At 70.1% G+C, this 22662-nt stretch carries 18 protein-coding genes; 5 read left to right on the top strand and 13 right to left on the bottom strand.

Features of this window, described 5'->3' with window-relative positions; genetic code table 11:
• Positions 1 to 2 precede the first annotated feature (2 nt).
• Positions 3 to 1382, bottom strand: a complete 1380-nt coding sequence (locus ACZ6I3_RS16530) for an LLM class flavin-dependent oxidoreductase (protein WP_469415220.1) — start codon at positions 1380 to 1382, stop codon at positions 3 to 5.
• A gap of 330 nt (positions 1383 to 1712) precedes the next feature.
• Between ACZ6I3_RS16530 and ACZ6I3_RS16525 the strand changes: the two genes are divergently transcribed.
• Positions 1713 to 2900 carry an ATP-grasp domain-containing protein gene (locus tag ACZ6I3_RS16525; protein ID WP_469415219.1) on the top strand — a complete coding sequence of 396 codons (1188 nt, stop codon included), beginning with the start codon at positions 1713 to 1715 and terminating at the stop codon, positions 2898 to 2900.
• A 50-nt stretch (positions 2901 to 2950) separates the two neighbouring features.
• Here ACZ6I3_RS16525 and ACZ6I3_RS16520 read toward each other — a convergent pair whose 3' ends face one another.
• The gene (locus ACZ6I3_RS16520; protein ID WP_469415217.1) at positions 2951 to 4270 is read right to left on the bottom strand and encodes a jacalin-like lectin; all 1320 of its coding nucleotides are present in this window, start codon (positions 4268 to 4270) and stop codon (positions 2951 to 2953) included.
• A gap of 121 nt (positions 4271 to 4391) precedes the next feature.
• Positions 4392 to 5465: a glycoside hydrolase family 10 protein gene (locus ACZ6I3_RS16515; protein ID WP_469415215.1), complete on the bottom strand. Its 1074-nt coding sequence runs from the start codon at positions 5463 to 5465 to the stop codon at positions 4392 to 4394.
• 95 nt (positions 5466 to 5560) lie between these two features.
• Between ACZ6I3_RS16515 and ACZ6I3_RS16510 the strand changes: the two genes are divergently transcribed.
• On the top strand, positions 5561 to 6868 hold the full coding sequence (locus ACZ6I3_RS16510; protein ID WP_469415213.1) for an MFS transporter: 1308 nt from the start codon (positions 5561 to 5563) through the stop codon (positions 6866 to 6868).
• Here the strand turns inward: ACZ6I3_RS16510 and ACZ6I3_RS16505 are convergent.
• The 9 genes from ACZ6I3_RS16505 to ACZ6I3_RS16465 all read right to left on the bottom strand — a co-directional run bounded on the left by ACZ6I3_RS16505 (position 6858) and on the right by ACZ6I3_RS16465 (position 17949).
• Complete coding sequence (locus ACZ6I3_RS16505; RefSeq protein ID WP_469415212.1) at positions 6858 to 7664, bottom strand: ABC transporter permease; 807 nt, start codon at positions 7662 to 7664, stop codon at positions 6858 to 6860. The genes ACZ6I3_RS16510 and ACZ6I3_RS16505 overlap by 11 nt on opposite strands.
• A 1-nt stretch (position 7665) precedes the next feature.
• A complete protein-coding gene (locus tag ACZ6I3_RS16500; protein WP_469415210.1) occupies positions 7666 to 8469 on the bottom strand; it encodes an ABC-2 family transporter protein in 804 nt (267 codons plus the stop codon).
• A gap of 1 nt (position 8470) precedes the next feature.
• Positions 8471 to 9466, bottom strand: a complete 996-nt coding sequence (locus ACZ6I3_RS16495; RefSeq protein WP_469415209.1) for an ABC transporter ATP-binding protein — start codon at positions 9464 to 9466, stop codon at positions 8471 to 8473.
• Between the two features lie 125 nt (positions 9467 to 9591).
• Positions 9592 to 12459, bottom strand: a complete 2868-nt coding sequence (locus ACZ6I3_RS16490) for a glycoside hydrolase family 2 TIM barrel-domain containing protein (protein ID WP_469415207.1) — start codon at positions 12457 to 12459, stop codon at positions 9592 to 9594.
• A gap of 12 nt (positions 12460 to 12471) precedes the next feature.
• Positions 12472 to 13356 carry a carbohydrate ABC transporter permease gene (locus ACZ6I3_RS16485; RefSeq protein WP_469415396.1) on the bottom strand — a complete coding sequence of 295 codons (885 nt, stop codon included), beginning with the start codon at positions 13354 to 13356 and terminating at the stop codon, positions 12472 to 12474.
• Between the two features lie 8 nt (positions 13357 to 13364).
• Complete coding sequence (locus tag ACZ6I3_RS16480) at positions 13365 to 14330, bottom strand: carbohydrate ABC transporter permease (RefSeq protein ID WP_469415206.1); 966 nt, start codon at positions 14328 to 14330, stop codon at positions 13365 to 13367.
• Positions 14331 to 14350: 20 nt separating this feature from the next.
• Complete coding sequence (locus ACZ6I3_RS16475) at positions 14351 to 15616, bottom strand: ABC transporter substrate-binding protein (RefSeq protein WP_469415204.1); 1266 nt, start codon at positions 15614 to 15616, stop codon at positions 14351 to 14353.
• A 221-nt stretch (positions 15617 to 15837) separates the two neighbouring features.
• Positions 15838 to 17085: an ROK family transcriptional regulator gene (locus ACZ6I3_RS16470; RefSeq protein ID WP_469415202.1), complete on the bottom strand. Its 1248-nt coding sequence runs from the start codon at positions 17083 to 17085 to the stop codon at positions 15838 to 15840.
• Between the two features lie 207 nt (positions 17086 to 17292).
• The gene (locus ACZ6I3_RS16465) at positions 17293 to 17949 is read right to left on the bottom strand and encodes an ANTAR domain-containing protein (protein WP_469415200.1); all 657 of its coding nucleotides are present in this window, start codon (positions 17947 to 17949) and stop codon (positions 17293 to 17295) included.
• Positions 17950 to 18178: 229 nt separating this feature from the next.
• Between ACZ6I3_RS16465 and ACZ6I3_RS16460 the strand changes: the two genes are divergently transcribed.
• The gene (locus ACZ6I3_RS16460) at positions 18179 to 18523 is read left to right on the top strand and encodes a helix-turn-helix transcriptional regulator (protein WP_399021689.1); all 345 of its coding nucleotides are present in this window, start codon (positions 18179 to 18181) and stop codon (positions 18521 to 18523) included.
• Between the two features lie 16 nt (positions 18524 to 18539).
• Here ACZ6I3_RS16460 and ACZ6I3_RS16455 read toward each other — a convergent pair whose 3' ends face one another.
• Entirely contained in the window at positions 18540 to 19796 is a 1257-nt protein-coding gene (locus ACZ6I3_RS16455; protein ID WP_469415198.1) for a D-arabinono-1,4-lactone oxidase, read from the bottom strand.
• A 171-nt stretch (positions 19797 to 19967) separates the two neighbouring features.
• Between ACZ6I3_RS16455 and ACZ6I3_RS16450 the strand changes: the two genes are divergently transcribed.
• Together ACZ6I3_RS16450 and ACZ6I3_RS16445 are read left to right on the top strand one after the other, a co-directional pair.
• On the top strand, positions 19968 to 20975 hold the full coding sequence (locus tag ACZ6I3_RS16450; RefSeq protein ID WP_469415197.1) for a hydroxyacid dehydrogenase: 1008 nt from the start codon (positions 19968 to 19970) through the stop codon (positions 20973 to 20975).
• A gap of 215 nt (positions 20976 to 21190) precedes the next feature.
• The gene (locus tag ACZ6I3_RS16445) at positions 21191 to 22516 is read left to right on the top strand and encodes a radical SAM protein (RefSeq protein ID WP_399021695.1); all 1326 of its coding nucleotides are present in this window, start codon (positions 21191 to 21193) and stop codon (positions 22514 to 22516) included.
• The last annotated feature ends 146 nt before the right edge of the window (positions 22517 to 22662 follow it).

Below are 22662 nucleotides of genomic sequence, written 5' to 3'. Positions count from 1 at the left end.
GCTCACTTCCGGACGGGTGACGGGCCGGTGCTGAGCGGGAGTTCGGCGGCGGCGCCCCGGGAGGGCCGGTCGATGCCGAGGTTTCCGCGCAGGGTGGTGCTCTCGTACTCGGTGCGGAACAGGCCCCGGCGCTGCAGTTCGGGCACCACGAGGTCGACGAAGTCGTCCAGGCCCTCGGGGAGTACCGGCGGCATGACGTTGAAGCCGTCGGCGGCCTCGCCGGTGAACCACTCCTCCATGAGGTCGGCGACGTCCTGGGGCGTGCCGATGACGATGCGGTGCCCGCGGCCGCCGGTCAGCGACCGGTAGAGCTCCTTGATCGTCAGGCCCTCGCGTCGCGCCTTGTCGTAGACGAGCTGCTGGCGGCTCGTGCTGCCCTGGGTGGGCGGCAGTTCGGGCAGCGGTCCGTCCAGCGGGCAGCCCGAGATGTCGATGTCGCCGAGGAGCTGGGTGAGCAGCCCCAGTCCGACGACCGGGTCGACCAGCTCCTGGAGTACGGCGTACTTGTCCTCGGCCTGCGCGCGCGTGCGGCCGACCACCGGGAAGAGGCCGGGCATCACCTTCATCTGGCCGGGGTCGCGCCCGTAGGAGGCGGCCTGCCGCTTCATCCCGCGGTAGAACGCCCGGGCCTCGTCCAGGGTCTGGGCGGCGGTGAACACGACCTCGGCCCAGCGGGCGGCGAAGTCCTGGCCGTCCGCGGAGGCGCCCGCCTGGATGAGTACGGGGTAACCCTGGGGCGGGCGGGCCACGTTGAGCGGCCCGCGCACCGAGAAGTGCTCACCCTTGTGGTCCAGCACGTGCATTCCGCCGGGCTCGAAGTAGCGCCCGGACTCCTTGTCGTACCCGAACGCGTCGTCGTCCCAGCTGTCCCACAGGCCGGTGACGACCTCCATGAACTCCCTGGCCCGGCCGTAGCGCGACGCGTGGTCCGGCTGGGAGTCGCGGTTGAAGTTCCTCGCCTCGGCGTCCGTCACCGAGGTGACGATGTTCCAGGCGGCCCGGCCGGCGCTGAGGTGGTCGATCGAGGCGAACTTCCGCGCGATGTGGAACGGTTCGTTGTAGGTCGTCGACGCGGTCGCCGCGAGACCGATGTGCGTGGTGTGCGTGGCGAGGGCGGACAGCAGCGTCAGCGGGTCGAACTGGAGGAAGCGGCCCCAGCGGCTCAGCTCGTCGGCGTTGCGGTAGGGGGTGCGGATGCCCACCCCGTCGGCGACGAAGAACATGTCGAACTTGCCGCGCTCGGCGGTGTGCAGGAGCTCGCGGTAGTGGGCGAAGTCCAGGCCGCCGTCCGCGCGGGCCGTGGGGTGCCGCCAGGAGGCCACGTGGTAGCCAGGAGTCAGCAGGAAGGCTCCCAGACGGAGCGTACGGCGTGTTCCGCCCATGGCAGGTCTCCGGTGTCCTTGCAGGCGAGGTGCTTCGGATCGAGACGGACACTAAAACAGGGGCCGGGGCGGGACACGGTTCTGCGTGCACTGTGGATTTACCTCAGAAAACTCCTTCTGCTTCTTTTGACCACCGCGTGGTGATGCCCGGTATCGCGGCCAGAATGAGCAGAACAATCTTTCCGAGGTAAAGCGAGGGTATGTGCCAGGACGGGCCTGAGCTGGGCTCGCACCCCTAGCCTTGAGGCCGCGCGCGTCCGGGTGCGTGCTTTTCAGGAGCCCTGGGAGATGCTGATGAAAAACGGAGCAGAACGGAGTGTTCTGACTTTTGTGGACAGCGACTACGCGGACACTCCGTACGACAAGTGGGCCGGCGATACGGGCGTACGGCCGCACCTTCTGGTCTCCGCGGCCAAATTCCCGCAGTACCGGCATGTTCCGGGTGCCGTTTCCGTTCCCGGCTACCACCAGGGTGGCCAGGCGGAGCGGGCGGCCCTCGACCTTGCCGAGCGCGTGCCGCCCGGCACTGTGCTCGCCCGCATGGAGGGCGACCTGCTGCGCGCCGCGCGGCTGCGGGAGCTGCTCGGAGTGCCGGGCCAGGACTTCGCCAGCGCCCTGGCGTTCCGCGACAAGGTCCGCATGAAGACCCTGGTGCGCCGCAGCGGCCTCGAGGTACCGGAGTTCGCTCCGGTACGCGTGGCCTTCGACCTCTTCGGCTTCGTCCGCGAGCACGGCTACCCCGTGGTGGTGAAACCGGCCTTCGGCTCCGGTTCCACCGCCACGCAGGTGCTGCGGGGCCCCGCGGATCTGGACCGGCTCCTCGCTGCGGGCCTGCCCGAACACGCCCAGGTGGAGCGGTTCGTGGAGGGGCCGATGTATGTGGTGGACGGGCTGGTGGTGGCGGGCGTTCCGGTGGCCTCGTTCGTCTCGCGCTACCTCAACGACTGCCTGTCCTTCCGCGACGGCACCTATCTGGGGTCGGCGCAGCTCACCCGCGACGACCCGATGACGGACCGGCTCATCGGCTATGCGCGCAAGGTCCTCGACGCGCTGCCCACGCCCGAGTGCACCACCTTCCACCTGGAGGTCTTCCACACGCCCGACGACCGTCTCGTGCTGTGCGAGATCGGCAGCCGGACCGGCGGCGCGCTGACCGCCCCGGCCATCCGCGCGGCCACCGGCTTCGACCTCGACGAGCAGTGGTTCCGGGCTCAGGTCGACCCCCTGAGCCCGATCGATGCCGGGGTGCACGGCGTAGCGCCCGGACGGAGCGCGGGCTGGGTCGTCTTCTACCCGGAGCGGGGCGTGCTCGCGGCCCTGCCCGCGGATCCCCCGCCCTTCGTGGTGGAGGAACGCCTGCGGGGCACGGTGGGAACGGCGTACCAGGGGGGAGTGAAGTCCGGCGTGTACGTGGCGGGTTACGTCCTGACCGGCGCCGACGACCAGGAGATCGAGCGGCGGGCACAGGAACTCGCCCGGTGGTACGAGACGGGGGTGCGGTGGACGGGACGCAACTGAGCAGGCGCGTCGCCGAGGGCGTCATGGCCTGAGGACGGCGTGTACGGGCCTCAGCGGATCGGCGCGTACACCACTCCCAGCTTGTCGACCTCGGCTCCCGCGCGGCCCGTGAAGCCCACGATCTGCCGGCCGGCGGGGGCCGTGAAGGTCTTCGCGTCGGACGTGGCCGTGCCGGTGGACAGGGTGCGGCCCCTGTCGGTCGTGAACGCCGCCGAGAACAGGCGTGTCCGGCCGTCCTTCTGGCCCTGCGTGAGCTTTACGGAGGTCAGGTGCTCACCGGCCGCCAGCGTCAGGGACGTCGCCGTACCGCCCGTACCGCCGTGGGCCACGGTCGTACCGCCGTCGTGGGCCAGGGACACCGCGTCCAGGCGGGCGCCGCCGCGCAGGGTCAGCGTGCGAGGGGCCGGGGTCGCCGGCAGGTCGTCCGCGTCGTTGAAGGCCGTGCCGTGCGGGCCGCCGAAGAAGTCGCTCGCGCGCAGGGAGGAGTCGAGCGTGTAGGAGAAGTCGACCGTGTGCGGGAAGTGGTCGGAGAGGTTGGCGCCGGCCGGGTCGAGGAAGGATGCCCACTCGTTGCTGTAGCGGGTCGCGTCGAGGCTGAGCAGCTTGCTGCCGCGGTAGAGGACCTTGTCCACGACCTCGCAGTCGTTGGTGGGCGCTGTCGTGGGGCAGACGAGCGCGTCACTGCCCTGGGCCGGGGGTGTCCCGCCCTTCACCCGCTGGACCCACGCGTCGGTCAGGCCGTTCTCGCTCAGGAGCGTGCGGATGTTGTCGCCGGAGCGCGTGTACCGCGTGTTCGTGTCGCCCATGACGATCACCGCGTTGCCCGCGGAGTTCGCCTGGATGAAGTCGGAGAGCTGCTCGACGTTGGCCCGGCGGGCGGCGAGCGCGTCGTCCGTGGAGTCCGCGTTGGTGTGCACGTTGTAGAGGTCCAGGAAGACGCCCTCGGCGAGCCGCACCCGCGCCAGCGAGAAGCCCTTGGGGGTGAGGCAGTTGGTGCCCGTGCACTTGTTCCACTTCACCCGCTGGAAGTCCTCGAAGGGATGGTCCGAGAGGGTGTTGAGGCCGTCACCGAAGGGGACACCACCGCTGGTCGCGGTGCGGTGGGCGTGGTCGTCGCCCGCGTACAGGGCCGCGTGGTAGTTGAAGTCCTCCTGCACATTCACGATGTCGTACGCCCCGAGGCGGGGGGAGATCAGCGGGGTGTTCTTCTCCGGACTGCCGGAGCTCAGGCCCTCGGGAAGGCCCGCGACGTTGTAGGTGAGGACGCTGAAGGAGCCGGAGTCCGCGGCGACGGCGGGTGCCGCGGCGGTGGTGGCCAGGCCCGTGACGGCCAGGGCGGCGGCCATGAGCGTGCCGATCAGTCTCTTCATGGGGGTGTCTCCGGTCGGGGAGGCGGAGGGAAGAAGTTGAACGGTGCTCAGATTCGTGGCCAACACCCTTGTCACGCAAGGGAAGTCGGGAAAACAGTGGGAGACGCCCCGGCGTCAGCGCCTACGCCTGCGGATTGAGCCCGTCGGAGAGCCCCTGGTACGCCGGCTTCGCCGCGTAGCTCTCGTTGTAGGGCAGAGCTGCCCCGTAGCCGCTGAACGTGCCCGGTACCCAGGAGTACTTGTCGGTGAGGCCCCATACCGTGATGCCGGCGCAGCGGGGTACTCCCAGACAGTTCTCCGTGGCCGTCTTGTAGTCCGTGGACTGCTGGGCCAGCTCCGCGGAGGAGGCCGGCAGCGGGATGCGGACGTCGAGTTCGGTGATCGACACCTCCAGGCCGAGGTCGGAGAAGCGCTTCAGGTTCGCCTTCATCGAGGACGGCAGCTGGCCGACGACGAAGTGCGCCTGGAAGCCGATGCCGTGCAACGGCACGCCCTGGGAGAGGAGTTGCCGCGCCAGGTTGTAGAGGGCGTCGCTCTTCGCGTTGTCCGCCTCGATGTTGTAGTCGTTGATGTACAGCTTGGCGTTCGGGTCGGCCGCGTGGGCCCAGCGCAGCGCGTTGGCGATGTAGCCGCTGCCGAGCTTGCTCTGCCAGAGCGAGTTGCGCAGCGAGCCGTCCTCGTTGAACGCCTCGTTGACGACGTCCCAGGCGTAGATCCTGCCCTTGTAGCGGCCGAGGGTGGTGTCGATGTGCTTCTTGAGGATCGTGTTGAGCTCGGACGCCGAGAAGTTGCCGTTCGCCAGCCAGGACGGGTTCTGGTTGTGCCAGACCAGGGTGTGGCCGCGCACTCCCTGGTTGTGGGCGGCGGCGTGGTTGACCAGCCGGTCGGCGGCGGCCCAGTTGTAGCTGTTCCGGCTGGGCTCCAGCGCGTCCCACTTCATGGCGTTCTCCGCCGTCACCGAGTTGAACTCCCGGTTCAGGACGGTGGTGTACGCCGGCTCGGTGCGCAGCGGCCCGTCGGCGACCGCCGCGCCGATCCGCGCGCCGCGCGCGTCGGCGTAGCCGCGCAGCGTGGTGGCGGCGGAGGCGTCGGGAGTGAGCTGCGGCAGCGTGACCGTGGCCGTGGCGAGCAGGGCGCCCGTGGCGGCCAGCGTGAGGAGACGAAGGGAGCGGCGCCTGTCGGGGGTGTGCGGCATGGCTCCTCCAGTGGGGGTGGGGATGCGGGTGCGACATCCCCCGGTCGCCGCCGAGGACCGTAAGGTTGCCGTGCATCGGCGACGGGGGAGGGCGCATGACGCACGAGGCGGCACGGCGCGAGGACGAGCCCGGCAGCGGCACGCCCTCGGACGCCGGCGACGACGGCTTACGCGGCACCCGCCGCGGCACCCGCCCGCTGTGGCGGCAGCGGGACTTCGGGATCTTCTGGACCGCGCAGACCCTCTCCGTCCTCGGCGACTCCTTCGCCCTGATCGCCCTGCCCCTGCTGGTCCTGGAGGCCACGGGCTCGGTCGCGCGGATGGGGCTGCTGACCGCCGTGGGCGGGGCGGCGTCGGTCCTCGCGGCCGTGTTCGCCGGGGCGGTGGTGGACCGGGTGGACCGGCGCCGGCTGCTCATCGGCTGCGACCTCGTACGCATGGGGCTGTACGGGCTGATCCCCCTGGTGTGGCTGTTCGGCCCTCAGATCTGGCTGCTGTACGCGGTGCTGCCGCTGTGCGAGGCCGTCGGCATGCTGTTCGCGGTCGGCTACGTCACCGTCGTACGCGGCCTGGTCGGTACCGAGCGACTCACCGAGGCCAACGGCCGGTTGAACGCCACGGCCGCCGCAGCGGGGGTGCTGGGGCCGCTCTGCGCGGGGCTGGTCGCCGCCTGGTCCGGACCGGCCGCCGCCGTGGGCGTGAACGCGGCCAGCTTCGGGGTGTCGGCGACCCTCCTGTTCTTCGTACGGTTCCGCAGGCGCGCCCCGGACGAGCAGCCGGGCAAGCGCACCGGACTGTGGCAGGACCTGCGCACCGGCATCGCCTTCCTCTACGGCCATCCCGTGCTGCGCTCGCTCACCGTTCTGCTGTTCGTCTTCAGCTTCCTCACCCTCGGTATCCACGACCTGGTCATCTACCACCTCAAGCACGACCTCGGCCAGGACGACGGCACGGTCGGCACCGTCATGGCCGCCGGCGCGCTCGGCACCATCGCCGGCGCCCTGCTCGTGGCCCGGATCCGCCGCCGCCTCGGGTTCGGGCCGACGTGGACCGGCTCGGTCGCGGTGTGCGGGCTCGCCTTCGCCGGTCTCGGCTGGGCCCGTGACGTGCCCGTGGTCGCGGCCCTGTGCGCCGCCTTCCTGGGCTGCGCCGCCATGGGAGGCACCTGTTCGATGTCGCTCCGCCAGGAGGTGACGCCGGAACACCTTCTGGGCCGGGTCACCTCCGCGTTCTGGACCCTGCACTACGCGGCGGCACCGATCGGTGCCGCCGTGCTGACCTGGGCCGCGGAGGAACAGGGCACGACGCCGGTCGCCCTGGCCGCCGGAGCGACCTGCGTCCTGCTCGCCGTGTGCGCCCTGTTCACCCCGATCCGGAGGGCGGGCCGGACCGTCAGCCGTTGACCCCGCTGTAGTGCCGCAGACTCCACCGCCACAGCAGCCGCGCCCCCAGATACGCCAGCAGCCCGAGCAGCGGTGAGGCCGCCGCCAGCCAGTAGGGCACACCGGTCGTATGCCCGTGGCCGGTCAGTACCGCCGCCGGGAAGAAGGCGACGAACGCGAGCGGGAGGCCGTAGGTCAGGAAGCCGCCCACCGCCTTGGGCAGCACGTTCAGCGGGTAGCTGCCGAACGTGCCGAGGAGTTCCTCCAGCCAGCGGCCCCAGTAGTCCGCCGCCGGGAAGCGCAGTGCCGCGCTCGCCACGACCGTGAACAGGGCCGCCTCCAGCAGCATGCCGCCCAGCACGGCCGCGACCAGATACGTGATCCGGCCCGCCGTCCAGTCCAGGTCGCTGCGCGACAGCGCGCCCACCATCAGGCCCGCCGCGACCGTGAGGTCCCCGATGGCGTTGGTGGGGAAGTAGGCCAGCTGCATCTGCCGGTGCACCGGCATCGGACGCATCAGGTAGATGTCGATCCGGCCTTCCTGGATCTGCCGGCCGGCGAAGTGCACCCGCCCCAGGAGCAGCACGAACAGCCCGTGCGCCAGCATGCGCGTCGCCGGGATCAGCAGCACGTCCGAACTGTCCCAGCCGCCCATCCCGGCGAACCGGGTCAGCAGCACCGTGGCGAACACGATCACCGACACCTGCCAGATCGCCCCGATCGCGATCATCAGCAGGAACTCGGTGCGGTACTCCATCTGCGCGCGGAAGTTGAGCGCGGTCACGCGCCACACGATCCGCAGAGCCCTCAACGACATCTCAGCCTCCCTGCGAGATCACGCGCCGGGCGGCCCGCCGCCACAGCAGCCGGGTGAACAACGCCAGCGCCACCACCCAGGCGGCCTGTACGGAGAGCTGGAAGGCCGCGTCGGACAGGGGGATCCGGCCCACGTACAGCGACAGCGGCACGCTCAGCGTGGCCTGGAAGGGCAGGAAGGCGCTCATCGTCACGAACCAGTCCGGGAAGAACCACAGCGGCGCGTACACCCCGGACAGCAGGTTCTGCGCGAACAGCAGGATGAGCATCGCGGCGTTGTTGCGGATCGTCCAGAAGCACAACTGGTCGAGCGTGAGCATGACGTAGTACAGGACCCACTGGCCCAGCAGCATGCTGAGCACGAACACCCCGGCCACGGCTGCCGAGCGGGGCGGCTCGACGAGTCCGGCGGCCAGACAGACCAGGTACCCGGTCAGCGCCCACGCGAGCCCGTACAACTGCTCGCCCGCGGCCCGCAGGGCGTAGTAGCGCTGCGGAGGCAGCGGGCGCAGGTACCAGTAGACGATGGTGCCGAAGTGCATGTGCTGGAGGACCGTGTCCCGGCCCGTGTACTGGTCCAGCTCCCGCAGCCGGGACGCCAGTACGGCCAGCACGGCGTAGGTGACGGCCTGGTCGCGGCTCAGGCCGGCGGTCGTGCCGGAGTGCGCGTACAGGCCGCGCCACAACGACCAGACCAGCACCACCTGCACGGCCAGCCGCAGGGCGACGGCCGTCATCCGGGGCGGTGCGTTCAGCTCGCCCAGCGGGGTGACGCGTGCGGCGCGCCAGGCGTGCAGCACGGCCATGTCAGACCTCCCCGGCGTGCGCGTACGCGGCCCGCATCACGTCTTCCAGGTCCGCCTCGTCCAGGGCGATGTCGGTCACCTCGTACCGTTCGATCACCGCCTTGAGCGCCTGGTGGACGGTGGGTGCGCCGGGTCCGTCGGGGCCGAGGACGATCTGTGCGCCGCTGTGCCGCAGGAGCGCGGTGCCGGGCGGCGGCAGGACCTCGGTGTGCGGGTCGGCGAGGGTGGCCCGCACCTGCCAGGTGGAGCCGAACTTGCGGCGGATCTCGTCGAGGCTGCCGTCCAGCATCAGCCGGCCGTGGTTGACCAGCACCACCCGCTCGGCGAGCCGCTCGACCTCCGTCATGTCGTGTGTGGTCAGCAGGACCGTACGGCCGCGCTGCTCCACCTGGTGGCGCAGGAACTCCCGCACCTGCTCCTTGACCACCACGTCCATGCCGATGGTCGGCTCGTCGAGGAAGACCACCGGCGGATCGTGCAGCAGGGCGGCGGCAAGGTCGCTGCGCACCCGCTGGCCGAGGGAGAGATGGCGGACCCGGGTGTCCCAGAAGGACGACAGGTCCAGGATCTCGTCGAACTCCTTGAGCCGGGCGGCGTGCTCGGCCTTCGGCACCTCGTAGATGTCCCGCAGGATCGCGAACGACTCGCGCACCGGCAGGTCCCACCACAGCTGGGTGCGCTGCCCGAAGACCGCGCCGACGTTCCGGGCGTTGCGCTCCCGCTCCCGGTACGGCACGACGCCCGCGACCCGGGCCTCGCCTGAGGTGGGCGTGAGGATGCCGGTCAGCATCTTGATGGTGGTGGACTTGCCGGCGCCGTTCGGGCCGAGGAGGGCGAGGAGTTCGCCCGGGGCCACGTCGAAGGTGATGTCGGCGACGGCGTGCTTGGCCACCCGCTCGGGGTTGACCAGCGAACGGACCGCGCCCAGGACACCCGGGCGGCGGACGGTGGTGTGAAAGGTCCGGGACAGTCCGCGGACCTCGATGGAGACACTCAATCGACCCACCTGCTTCCTCGCGGTGAAGGCAGCTGCGGCCGGTCGGCTCTAGGGCCGACCGGCCGCGGATGACATCCCGACACTGTCGGAATGTCGATCAATCGGTCAATCGATTAATCGGTTTCTTACCTTGGGGTCGAGAACACGAACGAGAACTCCGCCGGCTCCGCCTTCAGGAAGTACCGCGGCAGCGGACCCGGGCCGCACGACTGCGAGCCGATGCCGTGCTGCCCGTGGTCGAGGTTGACCCACACCGTGTCACCGGCCGTGAGGTCGGTGCGGTGCCGGGCCGCCTCCAGCTCCTCGGTCGTCCAGCGCCGCGCGGTGAACCAGAACTCCGGGTCGCCCTCGATCCGCAGTCCGCCCAGCTCCACCCAGCGGACATCGGCACGGGCACCGTTCTCCTGCGGACGGACGTACGGCGTCTGCAGCCCGTCCACCGTCGACTGCCAGCGGCCCACCATGGAGGCCGTCCCGGTGTCCGGGTACGCCTCACCCGGACCGCCGCCGAACCACTCCACCCGGTCGGCCTCCGGCAGCCCGAAGCGGACCCCGAGCCGGGGCAGCGGCACCGTCCAGTCGCCCTCGGGTGTCACGGACACGGTCAGCCGCAGCCGCTCGCCGTCGGACGTCCAGCGGTACACCGTGTCCAGACCGACCTCGCGGGCCGCGGGCGCCACCCGGGTGCGGACCGTCAGCGCGTCGTCGCCGGCCTCGACCGAGACCAGACGGTGCCGCATCCGGTGCAGGCCGAGCGTGCGCCACAGCATCCCGTAGCGGGTGTCGGTCTGCCATTCCGCGCCGTCGTCGTTGTCGGTCGGCGCCCGCCACACGTCCAGCTTCGGTGCCGCGCCGACCGTCACCCCGCCGATCGAACGCAGGGCGCCGGTACGGGGGTCGAACTCGGCCGGGCCGAGGGTGATCCGGTCCGTGTCCGCCACGGGCCGGTCGCTCGCGGGGAAGGACGGCAGCGGCCGTGCCCCCACGGCGAACTGCCCCCAGGCCACGACATGGTCCTTCGGACCCCAGACCGTGTCCTCGGCGAGCAGCGCCCGCACCGTCCACTGGCGTTCGCCGCCCCGGCCGTCCGCGGGCGGCTCCGGCAGCTTCACCTCGGCCGATTCGCCCGGCACGAGCACCGGCACCGCCAGCGGGCCCGACTCGACGGTCTCGCCGTCCACCTGGCAGGACCACTCGAAGGCCAGCTCGGACAGGTCGGCGAAGTCCTGCTTGTTGGTGATCCGCACGGTGCCGCTCGTGCCGTCGCCCTCGATACGGACCGGCTCGATGACCTTCTTGTACTCGATCAGGCCCGGCGACGGCGTCCGGTCCGGGAAGACCAGCCCGTCGCAGACGAAGTTGCCGTCGTGCAGTTCCTCGCCGAAGTCACCGCCGTAGGCGTAGCCCAGCTCGGCGTGCTTGACGCCGTGGTCGATCCACTCCCAGATGAACCCGCCCTGGAGCCGCTCGTGCTTCTCGAACAGCTCCTGGTAGTCGGCCAGTCCGCCCGGGCCGTTGCCCATCGCGTGCCCGTACTCGCACTGGATGAAGGGGAGTTCCCGGCGCTTGCCGGTACCGCCGTCGAGCCGCTGCCCGATCTTGTCGACCTCGTCGTGGAAGGCGTACATCCGCGAGTACACGTCCGTGTCGCGGCAGTTCCAGTCGCCCTCGTAGTGCACGAGCCGCTCGGGGTCGCGGTCGTGGATCCACTCGGCCATCGCGGTGAGCCCGCGGCCGGTGCCGGCCTCGTTGCCCAGCGACCAGAACACGACGGACGGGTGGTTCTTGTCCCGCTCGACCATCCGCTCCGCGCGGTCCAGCAGGGCCGGGGTCCAGCGGTCGTCGTCGACCGGGTTGTCCCGCCAGTCCTGCTCGGTGAAGCCGTGGGTCTCCAGGTCGCACTCGTCGATGACCCACAGGCCGTACTCGTCGCACAGGTCCAGGAAGGCCGGGTGCGGCGGGTAGTGCGAGGTGCGCACGGCGTTGAGGTTGTGCCGCTTCATCAGCAGCACGTCCTCGCGCATGGTCTCCAGGTCGAGGGCGCGGCCCCGCTCCGGGTGCCACTCGTGCCGGTTGACGCCCTTGAAGAGGACGGCCTTCCCGTTGACCTTGATCAGGCCGTCCTCCAGGACGACCGTACGGAAACCGATCCGCAGCGGCACCCGCTCGCCGTCCGTCGTCAGCACACCGTCGTACAGCTTCGGCGTCTCGGCGGTCCACGGCTCGACCGCGACCGTCACCGGCTCACCCGTCGCGACATCGATGTCCAGCCCCGGGACGGTCACCCGCCCCTCGACGTCGGAGTCGACGCGCAGGGTGCCCTCGCCGGTGGTGTGGTCGTACGACGCGTGCACGAAGAAGTCGCCCACGCTGCCCGCCGGGCGGTGCAGCAGCGTCACGTCACGGAAGATGCCCGGCAGCCACCACTGGTCCTGGTCCTCCAGGTACGAGCCGGCCGACCACTGGTGCACCCGCACCGCCAGGACGTTGCCGCCCGGCTTCAGCAGATGCCCCACCGCGAACTCGTGCGGCAGCCGGGAGCCCTTGAACTCGCCGAGCTCCGTGCCGTTCAGCCAGAGCCGGGCGCAGGACTCGACGCCGTCGAACCGCAGCACCGCCCCGCCGTCCGACGGCCAGTCGGACGGCAGGTCGAAGACGCGCAGATGGTCACCGGTCGGATTCTCGGTCGGGACGTGCGGCGGGTCCACCGGGAAGGGGTAGAGGTGGTTGGTGTAGATCGGGGACCCGAACGCCCCGTCGCCCTGGAGGACCCAGTGCCCGGGGACCGTGACCTCGGCCCAGCCCCCGGCGTCGTAGCCCTCCTCGGCGAACGAGTCGTCCTCGGCGTCGACGGTGGCCGACAGCCGGAAGCGCCAGCTGCCGTTCAGCGACAGGGAAGCGGCGTCCGAGGCCGCGTACCAGGCGCGGGCCGGAAGGGCGCCGCTGCCCGGGGAGACGTCCTCGACGTAGTCGGCGGTGGTGCGGAAAGACATCGGTCTCCTAGCTCAGCCCTTGATGCCGGTCTGGGCGATCCCCTGCACCAGCCAGCGCTGGAGGAAGAGGAAGACGAACACCAGGGGCAGGATGGATACGGCCGTGGCCATGAAGATCATGTGGAACACGACGGTCTGGTTGGTCATGTAGCTGGACAGCGCGACCTGCACGGTCCACGCTCCCGGATCCTGCCCGATGACCAGGGGCCACAGGAAGGCGTTCCAGCCCGCGATGAAGGTGATGGTCGCCATGGCCGCGAAGAAGTTCAGCGAGTTGGGTACGACGACACGCCAGTAGGCGCCCCAGTAGCCCAGACCGTCCATGCGCGCCGCCTCCTCCAGCTCCTTGGGGAACCCCAGGAAGTACTGCCGGAAGAGGAAGCAGGTGAAACCACTGAACAGGCCCGGGATGATGAGACCCCGGTAGGTGTCCACCCAGCCGAGCGAGGAGACCAGCACGAAGCTCGGCACGAAGGTGACCGCGGTGGGGACCATCAGGGTTCCCAGGACGGCGTAGAAGACCTTGTTGGCGTGCTTGTACGGGATGCGGGCCAGGGCGTAACCCGCGAGGGAGCACACCAGCAGGACACCGACGGTGTGCAGGGTGGCCACGACCGCCGAGTTCCACAGGGACTGGGCGAAGGGGACCGTCTCGTCGGTGAACAGTTCGCCGATGTTGCCCCACTGGATGTCGGTGGGGAAGAACTTCCAGTTCTCTCCGGTGATCTCGGCGTCGGTGGAGAGGGCGTTGCGGACGAGGATGTAGAACGGGACCAGGAAGAGGAAGGCGGCGACGCCGGTGGCGATGTAGAGCCCGGTGGAGCTCATCACGCCGCCACCGCGCCTGACCCGGCTGGGTGTGTTCGACGCCGGCGCGGACTTCCGCGCCTTGGGCATGGTGGCGGTCACTTGGACTCGTCCCCCCTTCCGAAGCCCATGAGCTTGCCCTGGAGCAGGGTCACGGCGCAGATCAGCACGGTCAGGATCAGCGCGCCCGCGCTGCCGGCGCCGTAGTCCTGGCTCTCGCCCAGGGCCTTGTAGTACAGCTCCATGAGGGGCGGGCGGCCCCAGGTGGTCTTGGACAGCAGGTTGAAGAACTCGTCGAAGGCCTGGTAGGCGGCGACGAGCAGCAGCAGGATCACCGCGGTGGACGTGGCGCGCAGCTGGGGCAGGGTGATGTGCCAGAAGGTCTGCCAGCCCGACTTGGCGCCGTCGATGGCGGCGGCCTCGTACAGCTCGTCCGGGATGTTCTGCAGCGCGGCGATGAAAAGGATCATGTAGAAGCCGGACTGCAGCCACAGCCGGGCGGTCACGATGACCAGCCAGTACCAGGGCGGATTGGGGTCGATCAGCCAGGCGATGTTCTCGACCCCGAACCAGCCGAGGACCGTGTTCATCAGTCCGAAGCGAACCCCGCTGAAGATGGACATCTTCCAGATGAGCGACGCGGCGACATAGCTGACCGCGGTCGGCAGGAAGAAGACCGAACGGAAGAACGCCCGCATGAAGCGCATCCGGTTCACCAGCAGGGCGAGCCCGAGGGAGAGCGCCCAGGTGGTGGGCACGATGAACGCGGCGAAGACGGTGAAGGTGCCGAGCGAGCCGACGAAGTCGTCGTTCGTCAGCATGTACACGTAGTTGTCGAAGCCTACGAACTTGTCGGGCGTGACGGTGAAGCGGGCCTCGAAGAAGCTGAGCCACAGGCTCCAGAGGATCGGCGCGTAGACGAAGATCGCCAGGCCGATCAGGAACGGTCCGGTGAAGAGCCAGAAGTTGACGGTGGGGCTGCCCCACAGACCCCGCCGCGGCTTGGCCGGGGAGGCCTTGGCCGAGGCGGGGCTCGTGAGGTCGAGCTTGGTGGTCGTCGACATGTCGTGTTCCGCCCCGCGACCTATCCGAACAGCTTCTTGAGCTCGCGGTCGACGGCTGCGTCGCACTTGTCGAGAGCCTTGCCCGGGTCCATGTTCTTGCGGACGCAGTTGGCGAAGACGTCCTCGAAGGCGGTGCGCATGGCCTGGGTCCAGCCGATGTTGTCGAAGTGCCCGAACTCGTTGAAGAGACGGACGCCCTCAGCGGCGTTGCCCGACTTGAGCTTGTCGGCCTCCTTGGCGAGTGAGGTGCGCGGCGGGATGTGGAAGCCGTAGGAGGTGGCCCAGTCCTCCTGGTACTCCTTCTGGTCGATCCACAGCCACTTGACGTACTCCTTGGCCGCGTCGACGTTCTTGCCCTTGGCGTTGACGAACATCGACCAGCCGCCGTTGTAGACCGACGGCTTTCCGGAGTCCGTGACCTTGGGGAAGGGGAAGATGCCCCAGTCGTCGCCGAGCGCGTCCTGGATCGCCGGCATCGCCCACATGCCGCAGAACTGGATGGCGCACAGGCCCTGGTTGAACGAGGAGGGGTCCCAGGACTCGGTCGGAGCGCCGAGGAGGAGGTCGCCGCTGGTGAACAGCTTGCGCATCTTCTTCAGACCTTCGACGACGCCGTCCGTGTGGTAGGCGATCTGGTTCTTCTCGTCGAGGTGCTGGGCGCCGGCCGACCAGATCAAGGTGTCGTTGACGCTGTGCAGGTCGTTGCCCATGTACAGGCCCTTGACCTTGCCGGTGGTGAGCTTGGCGGCGGCCTCCATCAGCTCGTCGAGGGTGGTCGGCACCTCGACCTTGGCCTTCTCCAGCATCGACTTGCGGTAGAAGAAGAACTGCGGGTCGTCGATCATGCGGACGCCGTATATCTTCCCGTCGACCGTGTGCGACTTGATGTCGGCCGGGTTGAAGTCGTCCTTGACCGGGTCGATGATGTCGGTCAGGTCCGCCACCTGGCCGCTCTTGACCATCTGGATCTGCGGGTGGAACTCGAAGAGGTCCGGCGCGTTCTTGGTGAGCAGGGCCGAGAAGAGCTTGCTCTCGAAGTCCGCGCTGGTGATCCACTGCGTGGTCACGTTGGCGTCCTTGTACGCCTTCGCGTACTTCTTGATGGCCTGCTCGGTGCCGGCCTCGCCGTACGCGTGGAACATCTGCGTCAGGTTGGTGCCCGAACCGGACCCACCGCCCCGCCCGGTGTTGCTGCCGCACGCGGCGAGTCCGCCGGCGGCGGCCAGGCCCATCGCGGCCCGCAGTACGTTGCGGCGGTCCCAGTTCATGTTGCTCGATGCCGACATGCTGACGTCCTTGTCTCGAGTGCGGCTGCGGCTCTTCGGCTCACTGCCTGATGGCTCACGGGCCCGGGGGCTCGCGCCAGATGGCTCAAAGAGAGGTGCGGTGCGGGACGCTAGAGCTTCGGCTAAGGCTTCGGCAAGGGGTTGGACGAAGTCTGTTCGAAGCGTTGCGTCCGGTTCGCGATTTCGAACAGGCGGGGGGAGCGGAGGAGTTGCTTCCGCCGCTACGAGGGTGGGGTGGCGGTACGGCTCCTCACGAGGGCGGTGCGTTTGCCGTTCTTCTGCCCGACGGCCTGCAACGCGCCCTCCAGCGCGAACGTCGCCGCGCCCAGGCACACCGGGTCGGTGGGGATCGGGGAGAGGACGATCTCGGTGGCGGCCAGCGGCCGCGGCAGCGCGTGCCGGGTCACGGCCTCGCGCACCTCGTGCAGCAGCGGTTCGCCCAGGGTGCGGGCGACCCAGCTGCTCAGCACGACGATCTCGGGATTGAACAGGTTCACCAGGTCCGCGACGCCGGCGCCCAGATAGCGGGCGGTCTCGTGGACGGCCCGGCGTGCCACCGGGTCGTCCGCCGCGATGCCGCGGGCCAGCGCGTCGATGGTCGCCGTCTGGTCGTCCGCGTGCAGCAGCGCGCTGTCGGGGCCGATCTCCCGCAGATTCAGCATGATCCCGCGTGCGCCGACGTACGTCTCCACACAGCCGTGGTTGCCGCAGCGGCACAGCCGCCCGTCCAGCACCATCGTGGTGTGGCCCCACTCGCCCGCGCTGTTGCTCACGCCGCGGTGCAGCCCGCCGCCCAGGACGAGTCCGGCGCCCACGCCGGTCCCGAGGTTGACCACCACGGCGGTCCCGGCCCCGCGCGCGGCCCCGAACCACAGCTCGGCGACCGCGCTGGCGCGCAGCGGGTTGTCCAGGTAGAGCGGGTAGGCGATGTGCTCGGTGAGCAGGTCGAGCAGCGGTACGTCGTGCCAGTCCCAGTTGGGCGCGTACTCCGAGATGCCGGTGGCGCGGTCCACCTGCCCCGGCACGCTCACCCCGACCCCGAGCACCCGGGCGCCCTCGATACCGGCCTGGGTGACCACCGAGCCGACGGCGGTGGCCACATGGCCGACCACCTGCTCGGGCAGGCTCTCGCTCGCGCGGACGTCCTCCTCGGCGCGGGCCAGCACGTTCAGCCCCAGGTCGAACAGCTCGACGTGGACGTAGGTCTCGGCGATGTCGACGCCGATCAGCGCGCCGCCCGAGGCGTTGACCGCCACCAGGCCCCGGGGCCGGCCGCCGGCCGAGTCCTCGAAGCCGACCTCCGTGATCATGCGGAGGTCGAGCAGCTCGCCCACGAGCGTGGCCACCGTGGCGAGGCTGAGGCCGGTCGCGGCCGCCAGCTCCTGCCGGGAGGTCGGTGACTCCGCGATGATCTGGCGCAGCACCTCGTAGCGGTTCGCGGTGCGGATGTCGCGTGATGTGCGCTTCACCGGAGTGCCCCATTCCTTCCCGGACCGGCCCTGGCCGGGGTCGACGTCGGCACCGGCGCGGCGCAAGGCTATGGGCTGGCGGGACTTTCGACAAGGGGTTTGGAAAGGGGCTTTATAAAGTGCGCTCCTGGTGGGACCGGTGGCGGCCGGCCGTGGCCTGTTTCATGATGCCCGAGGGGGTGGGTGCGACGGGTCGCGGGAGGGGGGTCAGTCCCCGTGCCCGGCGGTTCCGCTCGCGGGGCCGGCTGCCGCGCCGCTCCGAGGGGCCGCGCTCGCGACCGCGGCCGCGAGTTGCCGCCGCATCTGCTCCGGCAGGGTGGTTCCGTGGGCGGTGCTCACCAGTTCCTCGGCCAGTTGGCGCAGCTTGGTGTTGGTGTTCTGGGAGGTCCGCACCAACACGCTCCAGGCCGCCTCGGGGCTCAGCCCGAAGGAGGCCATCAGGATGCCGCGGGCCAGATCGATGGTCGGCCGGGTCTGCATCGCCTGTCGCAACTGGGCGACTTCGGCCCGCAGGTCCTGGTCGGCGTCGGTCCGGGGGGAGACGGCACGGGAGGGCGGGGGGACGGCGTTCGTCAGCAGCTCCCGGGTGCCGGTCAGGTCGAGGACCCGCTCGACCGCGCGGCCGCTGGAGCGCACGGCGACCGTCTTGTCCAGGGCTAGGGCGCGCATGCGCAGATCCAGCAGCACGTTGAGGCCCGAGCAGTCGCAGAAGCCGACCGCGTCCAGGCGCAGGTCGATGCCGCTGCCCGACAGCGTCAGGATGTCGTACAGATCCGGCAGGAGCCGTCGGCTTCCCAGGTCCAGTTCCCCCCACAGGGTCACCAGCATCCGGTCGCCGTCCGGTGCGACGTCCATGGTCGCCATGCACGGCGGGATCGCCGCCGGCGTGTCGCCGCCCGCCGTGGACGCGGCGCCCTCCCGCGTGTGAGGCCGCGCAGAGTACGCAGGCTCCGGCATGGCTCTGTTCTCCCTTGTCCGTTCGCCCTGCCTCCGTGTTTACAGCGTTGCCTCTCTACCCCACACACGTCAACCGATACATGAAACGAAGTACGTGTTTTTGAGTGCGTGAACCCCTGGTCGCTAGAGTTGGGGCATGGATGGAGTGCCCGAGCCACACACCGGATGGACGTTCATCACCAACCACGCCCGGGTGCTGGCGGCCATCGCCGACAATCACAGCGCCCGTATCCGGGACATCGCAGCCCACTGCCGGCTCACCGAACGCGCTGTGCAGAAGATCATCGCCGACCTGGAGCAGGACGGATATCTCTCCCACACCAAAGAGGGCCGCACCAACACGTACCGGATCGACCCCGGCAAGGTGCTGCGCCACCCGGCCGAGGCCGGTCTGACCGTGGCGTCACTGCTCTCCCTGCTCGTCCAGGCCGAGGCCGACCGCACCTCGGTCCCGGGCGGCAGGCCGCGCGCCGCGACCTGACGCGCCGACCGCCTGCCTATGCCTCCGCGAGCACGTCCCGCACGAAGGCGTTGGCGAACTTCCCCTCCGGGTCCAGCTCCCGCGTCAGCGCGCGGAAGTCGTCCAGCCGGGGATACAGCCCGCCCAGGACGGAGGAGGGCACGGTGAACACCTTGCCCCAGTGCGGCCGCGCCCCGAAGGGCTCCAGTACCTCCTCGACCCGCCGCACCACCGGCAGCACCGCCCGGGTGTCCTCGACCCAGGTGAAATGCGCCGCCACGGTGTCCCGGCCGTGGGACGGGCTCAGCCACTGGTCGTCACCGGCGACCGTGCGCACCTCGCAGGTCTGCAGCACCGGGGCGACCGTCTCCCGGATCGCGTCGAGCGCGCGCAGCATCTCCACGGCGTGGCCGCGCGGCAGCAGATACTCCGACTGCAGTTCCGCCCCGCTGCTCGGGACGAACTCCGCCCGGAAGTGCGGCAGTCGCTCGTGCCAGGGACCCGGTGCACCGAACTGCTCGGTGCAGTTCACCGCGGGCATGCCCGGCACGGGGTGCATCTTCTCGGTGGCGGGCGGCGCCCAGGGGAAGGCCGGCAGCGCCTGGTCGGTGCGCCGCTTCAGCCACACCTGCCGGAAGCCCGGCGCCCGCCAGTCGGTGAACAGGCTGACGCTGTACCCGGTCGCCATCACCGTCTCGAACGTCCCCGAGTCCAGTCCCTCCAGGGGGAGTTCGGTGAACACGTGCTGCTCGACGTCGAAGGCCGGCTCCAGGTCGAGGGTGAGCGCGGTGACGACGCCGAGCGCGCCGAGCGAGGTGACGGCTCCGCCGAACCGCTCCTCGTCCCGCCCTATCGTCACCGTCGAGCCGTCCGCCGTGACCAGTTCCACCTCGCGTACGACCGTCGAGAGCGGGCCGTTGAGGACGCCCGAGCCGTGGGTGCCGGTCGCTACCGACCCGGCCACCGAGATGTGCGGCAGGGACGCCATGTTGTGCAGCGCCAGACCCTGACCGTGCACCCGGCGGGACAGCTCCGCGTAGCGCACCCCGCCGCCGACGCGGACGGTACGGGCCGCCGTGTCGACGTCCACCTCGGGCGGCAGGGCGGCCAGCGACAGCAGGACGCCCTCGGTGCCGGGCTCGGCGATCCCGTTGAACGAGTGCCCGCTGCCCAGTACCCGCACCCGGTCGCTGTCCGCGACCAGCGCCCGCAGCGCGGTGAGCGAGCCCGGACGGTGCAGCTCCTTGGCCGCGTAGGTGATGTTGCCCGCCCAGTTGGTCACGGTCCCGGTCATCCACGTCGTCCTTCCCCGAGGCTGTGGGGACGGCAGGCCCCCGCCGGAACCTACCTCGGCCGGGTGTCCATTGCTCCGGCCGCCCGGCCCGGCCTACCGTGGAGACGTCGTAGAGAGCGGTTTCTGTACGCTCCGTCTCTCCGTGTGCCGCCGAGCCGGAAGGTCACCTCCTTGAGCCAGCGCCCCCAGGCACTGTTCGCCATGGCCGCCGAGAACGTGCCGCAGGTCTTCCCGCCCGAGGTGCTGGCGCGGCTGCGGGAGTCCGTGGACATCGATCCCGCCCTCGTGGCGCGGGACGTCACCGACCCGCGGGTGCTCGACGTGCTGTCCCGGACCGAGATCCTGGTGACCGGCTGGGGCTGCCCCCGCCTCGACGAGACGGTCCTCGACGCGGCTCCCCGGCTGCGTGCCGTGCTGCACTCGGCCGGCTCGGTGAAGTCCTTCGCCACTCCCGGGATCTGGCGGCGCGGCATCGCCGTCTCCTCGGCCGCCGTCGCCAACGCGCTGCCGGTCGCCGAGTACACCCTCGCCATGATCCTGCTCGCCGGGAAGGACGTCCTCGCCGCACGCGACCGGATGCGCACGTCCCGTGCCTCCTCCGGCTGGGGCATCGTCCCCGGCATCGGCAACTACGGCCGCCGCGTCGGCGTCATCGGCGCCTCCCGCATCGGCCGCCGCGTCCTCGAACTGCTCCGCCCCTTCGATCTGCGGCCCGCCCTCACCGACCCGTACGTCGACGAGGCGGAGGCCGCCGCGCTGGGCGTCCCCCTGCTGCCGCTGGACGATCTCCTGCGCACCTCCGACATCGTCACCGTCCACGCCCCCGAGACACCCGAGACCCACCATCTGATCGGCCGCCGCGAGCTGGCCCTGATGCCGGACGGGGCGGTGCTCGTCAACACCGCGCGCGGCGCGCTGGTCGACCACGACGCCCTCGTGACGGAACTGCGCGCCGGCCGCCTCACCGCGATCCTCGACGTCACCGACCCCGAACCCCTCCCCGCCGACTCCCCCCTCTACGACCTCCCCGGCGCCTTCGTCACCCCCCACCTCGCGGGCTCCCAGGGCAACGAACTGGCCCGCCTCGGCCTGACGGTCGCGCAGGAGGCGCAACGGCTCCGGGCCGGAGAGAAACCGGCCTACGCGGTCGACCTGGCGGCACTGGAACGCGAGGCCTGAGGGTGGGCCTCGTCGGCGGACGTCCTGGCATTCAGGAACCTCTGGGACATCTGGTGCATCCGGGTTATCGGTGACACGTATCCGGCGCGTACCGGCCGACACGGTTCGCCCGCCGGGTGGGGGATCGGCCCCGCTCCGGGGGACCCGGTACCGGTCGCGCGCAGCCGTGGGCATACCGTGAGGAGTCGTACGTCCGAGTCGGGAGGAGAGACGGGATGAGCAGCGGCAGCCGTACCGCGCTGGTCGAGGATCTGATGGAGCGATTCCCGCACGTCCCGCGGGAGGCCGTCTTCAAGGAGGACCTGCTCCGGGGCGGAGTGGCTTTCGACCCGTCCGCGCTCAGTGACAACGAGGGCGGCGAGGTCAAGCCGAAGTCGTACTTCATCTTCTCCTTCGACCACGGCACCCTGCCCGAGCTGGGCGAGGCGGCGCTGCGCCGACCGCCCGAGGAGATCATCCTCACCGGCGGCCCGTACGACCTGCGCCGGACCGTCGTCTCGGTCAGGGTGAACCCCTCCTCGCCCTACCGTGTCGCCGCGAACGAGGACGGCGTGCTCGGCCTCTACCTCGACGGCAAGCGGATCTCCGACGTCGGCGTGCCGCCGATGCCCGAGTACTACCGGCACACCCTCGCCAACGGGAAGTCGGTCATGGAGGTCGCCCCGACCATCCAGTGGGGCTACCTGATCTACCTGACGGCGTTCCGCGTCTGCCAGTACTTCGGTGCCAAGGAGGAGTGCCAGTACTGCGACATCAACCACAACTGGCGCCAGCACAAGGCGGCGGGCCGCCCGTACACGGGCGTGAAGGACGTCGACGAGGTCCTCGAGGCGCTCGAGATCATCGACAAGTACGACACCGCGAAGGTGTCCACCGCGTACACGCTCACCGGTGGCGCGATCACGTCGAAGGTCCAGGGCCTGGACGAGGCGGACTTCTACGGGCGGTACGCCAAGGCCATCGAGGAGCACTTCCCCGGCCGCTGGATCGGCAAGGTCGTCGCCCAGGCGCTGCCGAAGGACGACGTCCAGCGGTTCAAGGACTACGGCGTGCAGATCTACCACCCCAACTACGAGGTGTGGGACGAGTACCTCTTCAAGATGTACTGCCCGGGCAAGGAGCGCTACGTCGGCCGCGACGAGTGGCACAAGCGCATCCTCGACTCGGCGGACATCTTCGGCGCACGGAACGTCATCCCCAACTTCGTGGCGGGCGTGGAGATGGCCGAGCCCTTCGGGTTCAAGACCGTCGACGAGGCCATCGACTCCACCACCGAGGGCCTGCGCTTCTTCATGTCCCACGGCATCACGCCCCGCTTCACCACCTGGTGCCCGGAGCCGACGACCCCGCTCGGCAAGGCCAACCCGCAGGGCGCGCCCCTGGAGTACCACATCCGTCTGCTCCAGGCGTACCGGCAGACGATGGAGGACTTCGGCCTCTCCTCACCCCCCGGCTACGGTCCCCCCGGCGCCGGCAACGCGGTCTTCTCGGTCAGCTCCTTCATGGACAGCCTGCCCGCGGACGAGCCGGTGGAGATCTGACGCCCGACTCCTGTCCTGCTGTGTCTCGATGGCGGCCCGATGTGATTCGGGTCGCCATCGAGACGTTTCGGCGTTCCGTACGTATCTACTTCCGGAGTCGGCCGCATCAGGATTTGAATACGCGGCTTGTCAGTTGTGTCGAGAAC

This window comes from Streptomyces sp. NPDC041940 (assembly GCF_055589465.1).
Note: the sequence above shows the minus strand (reverse complement) of the source record. Positions and strands in the feature narration are given on the sequence as shown.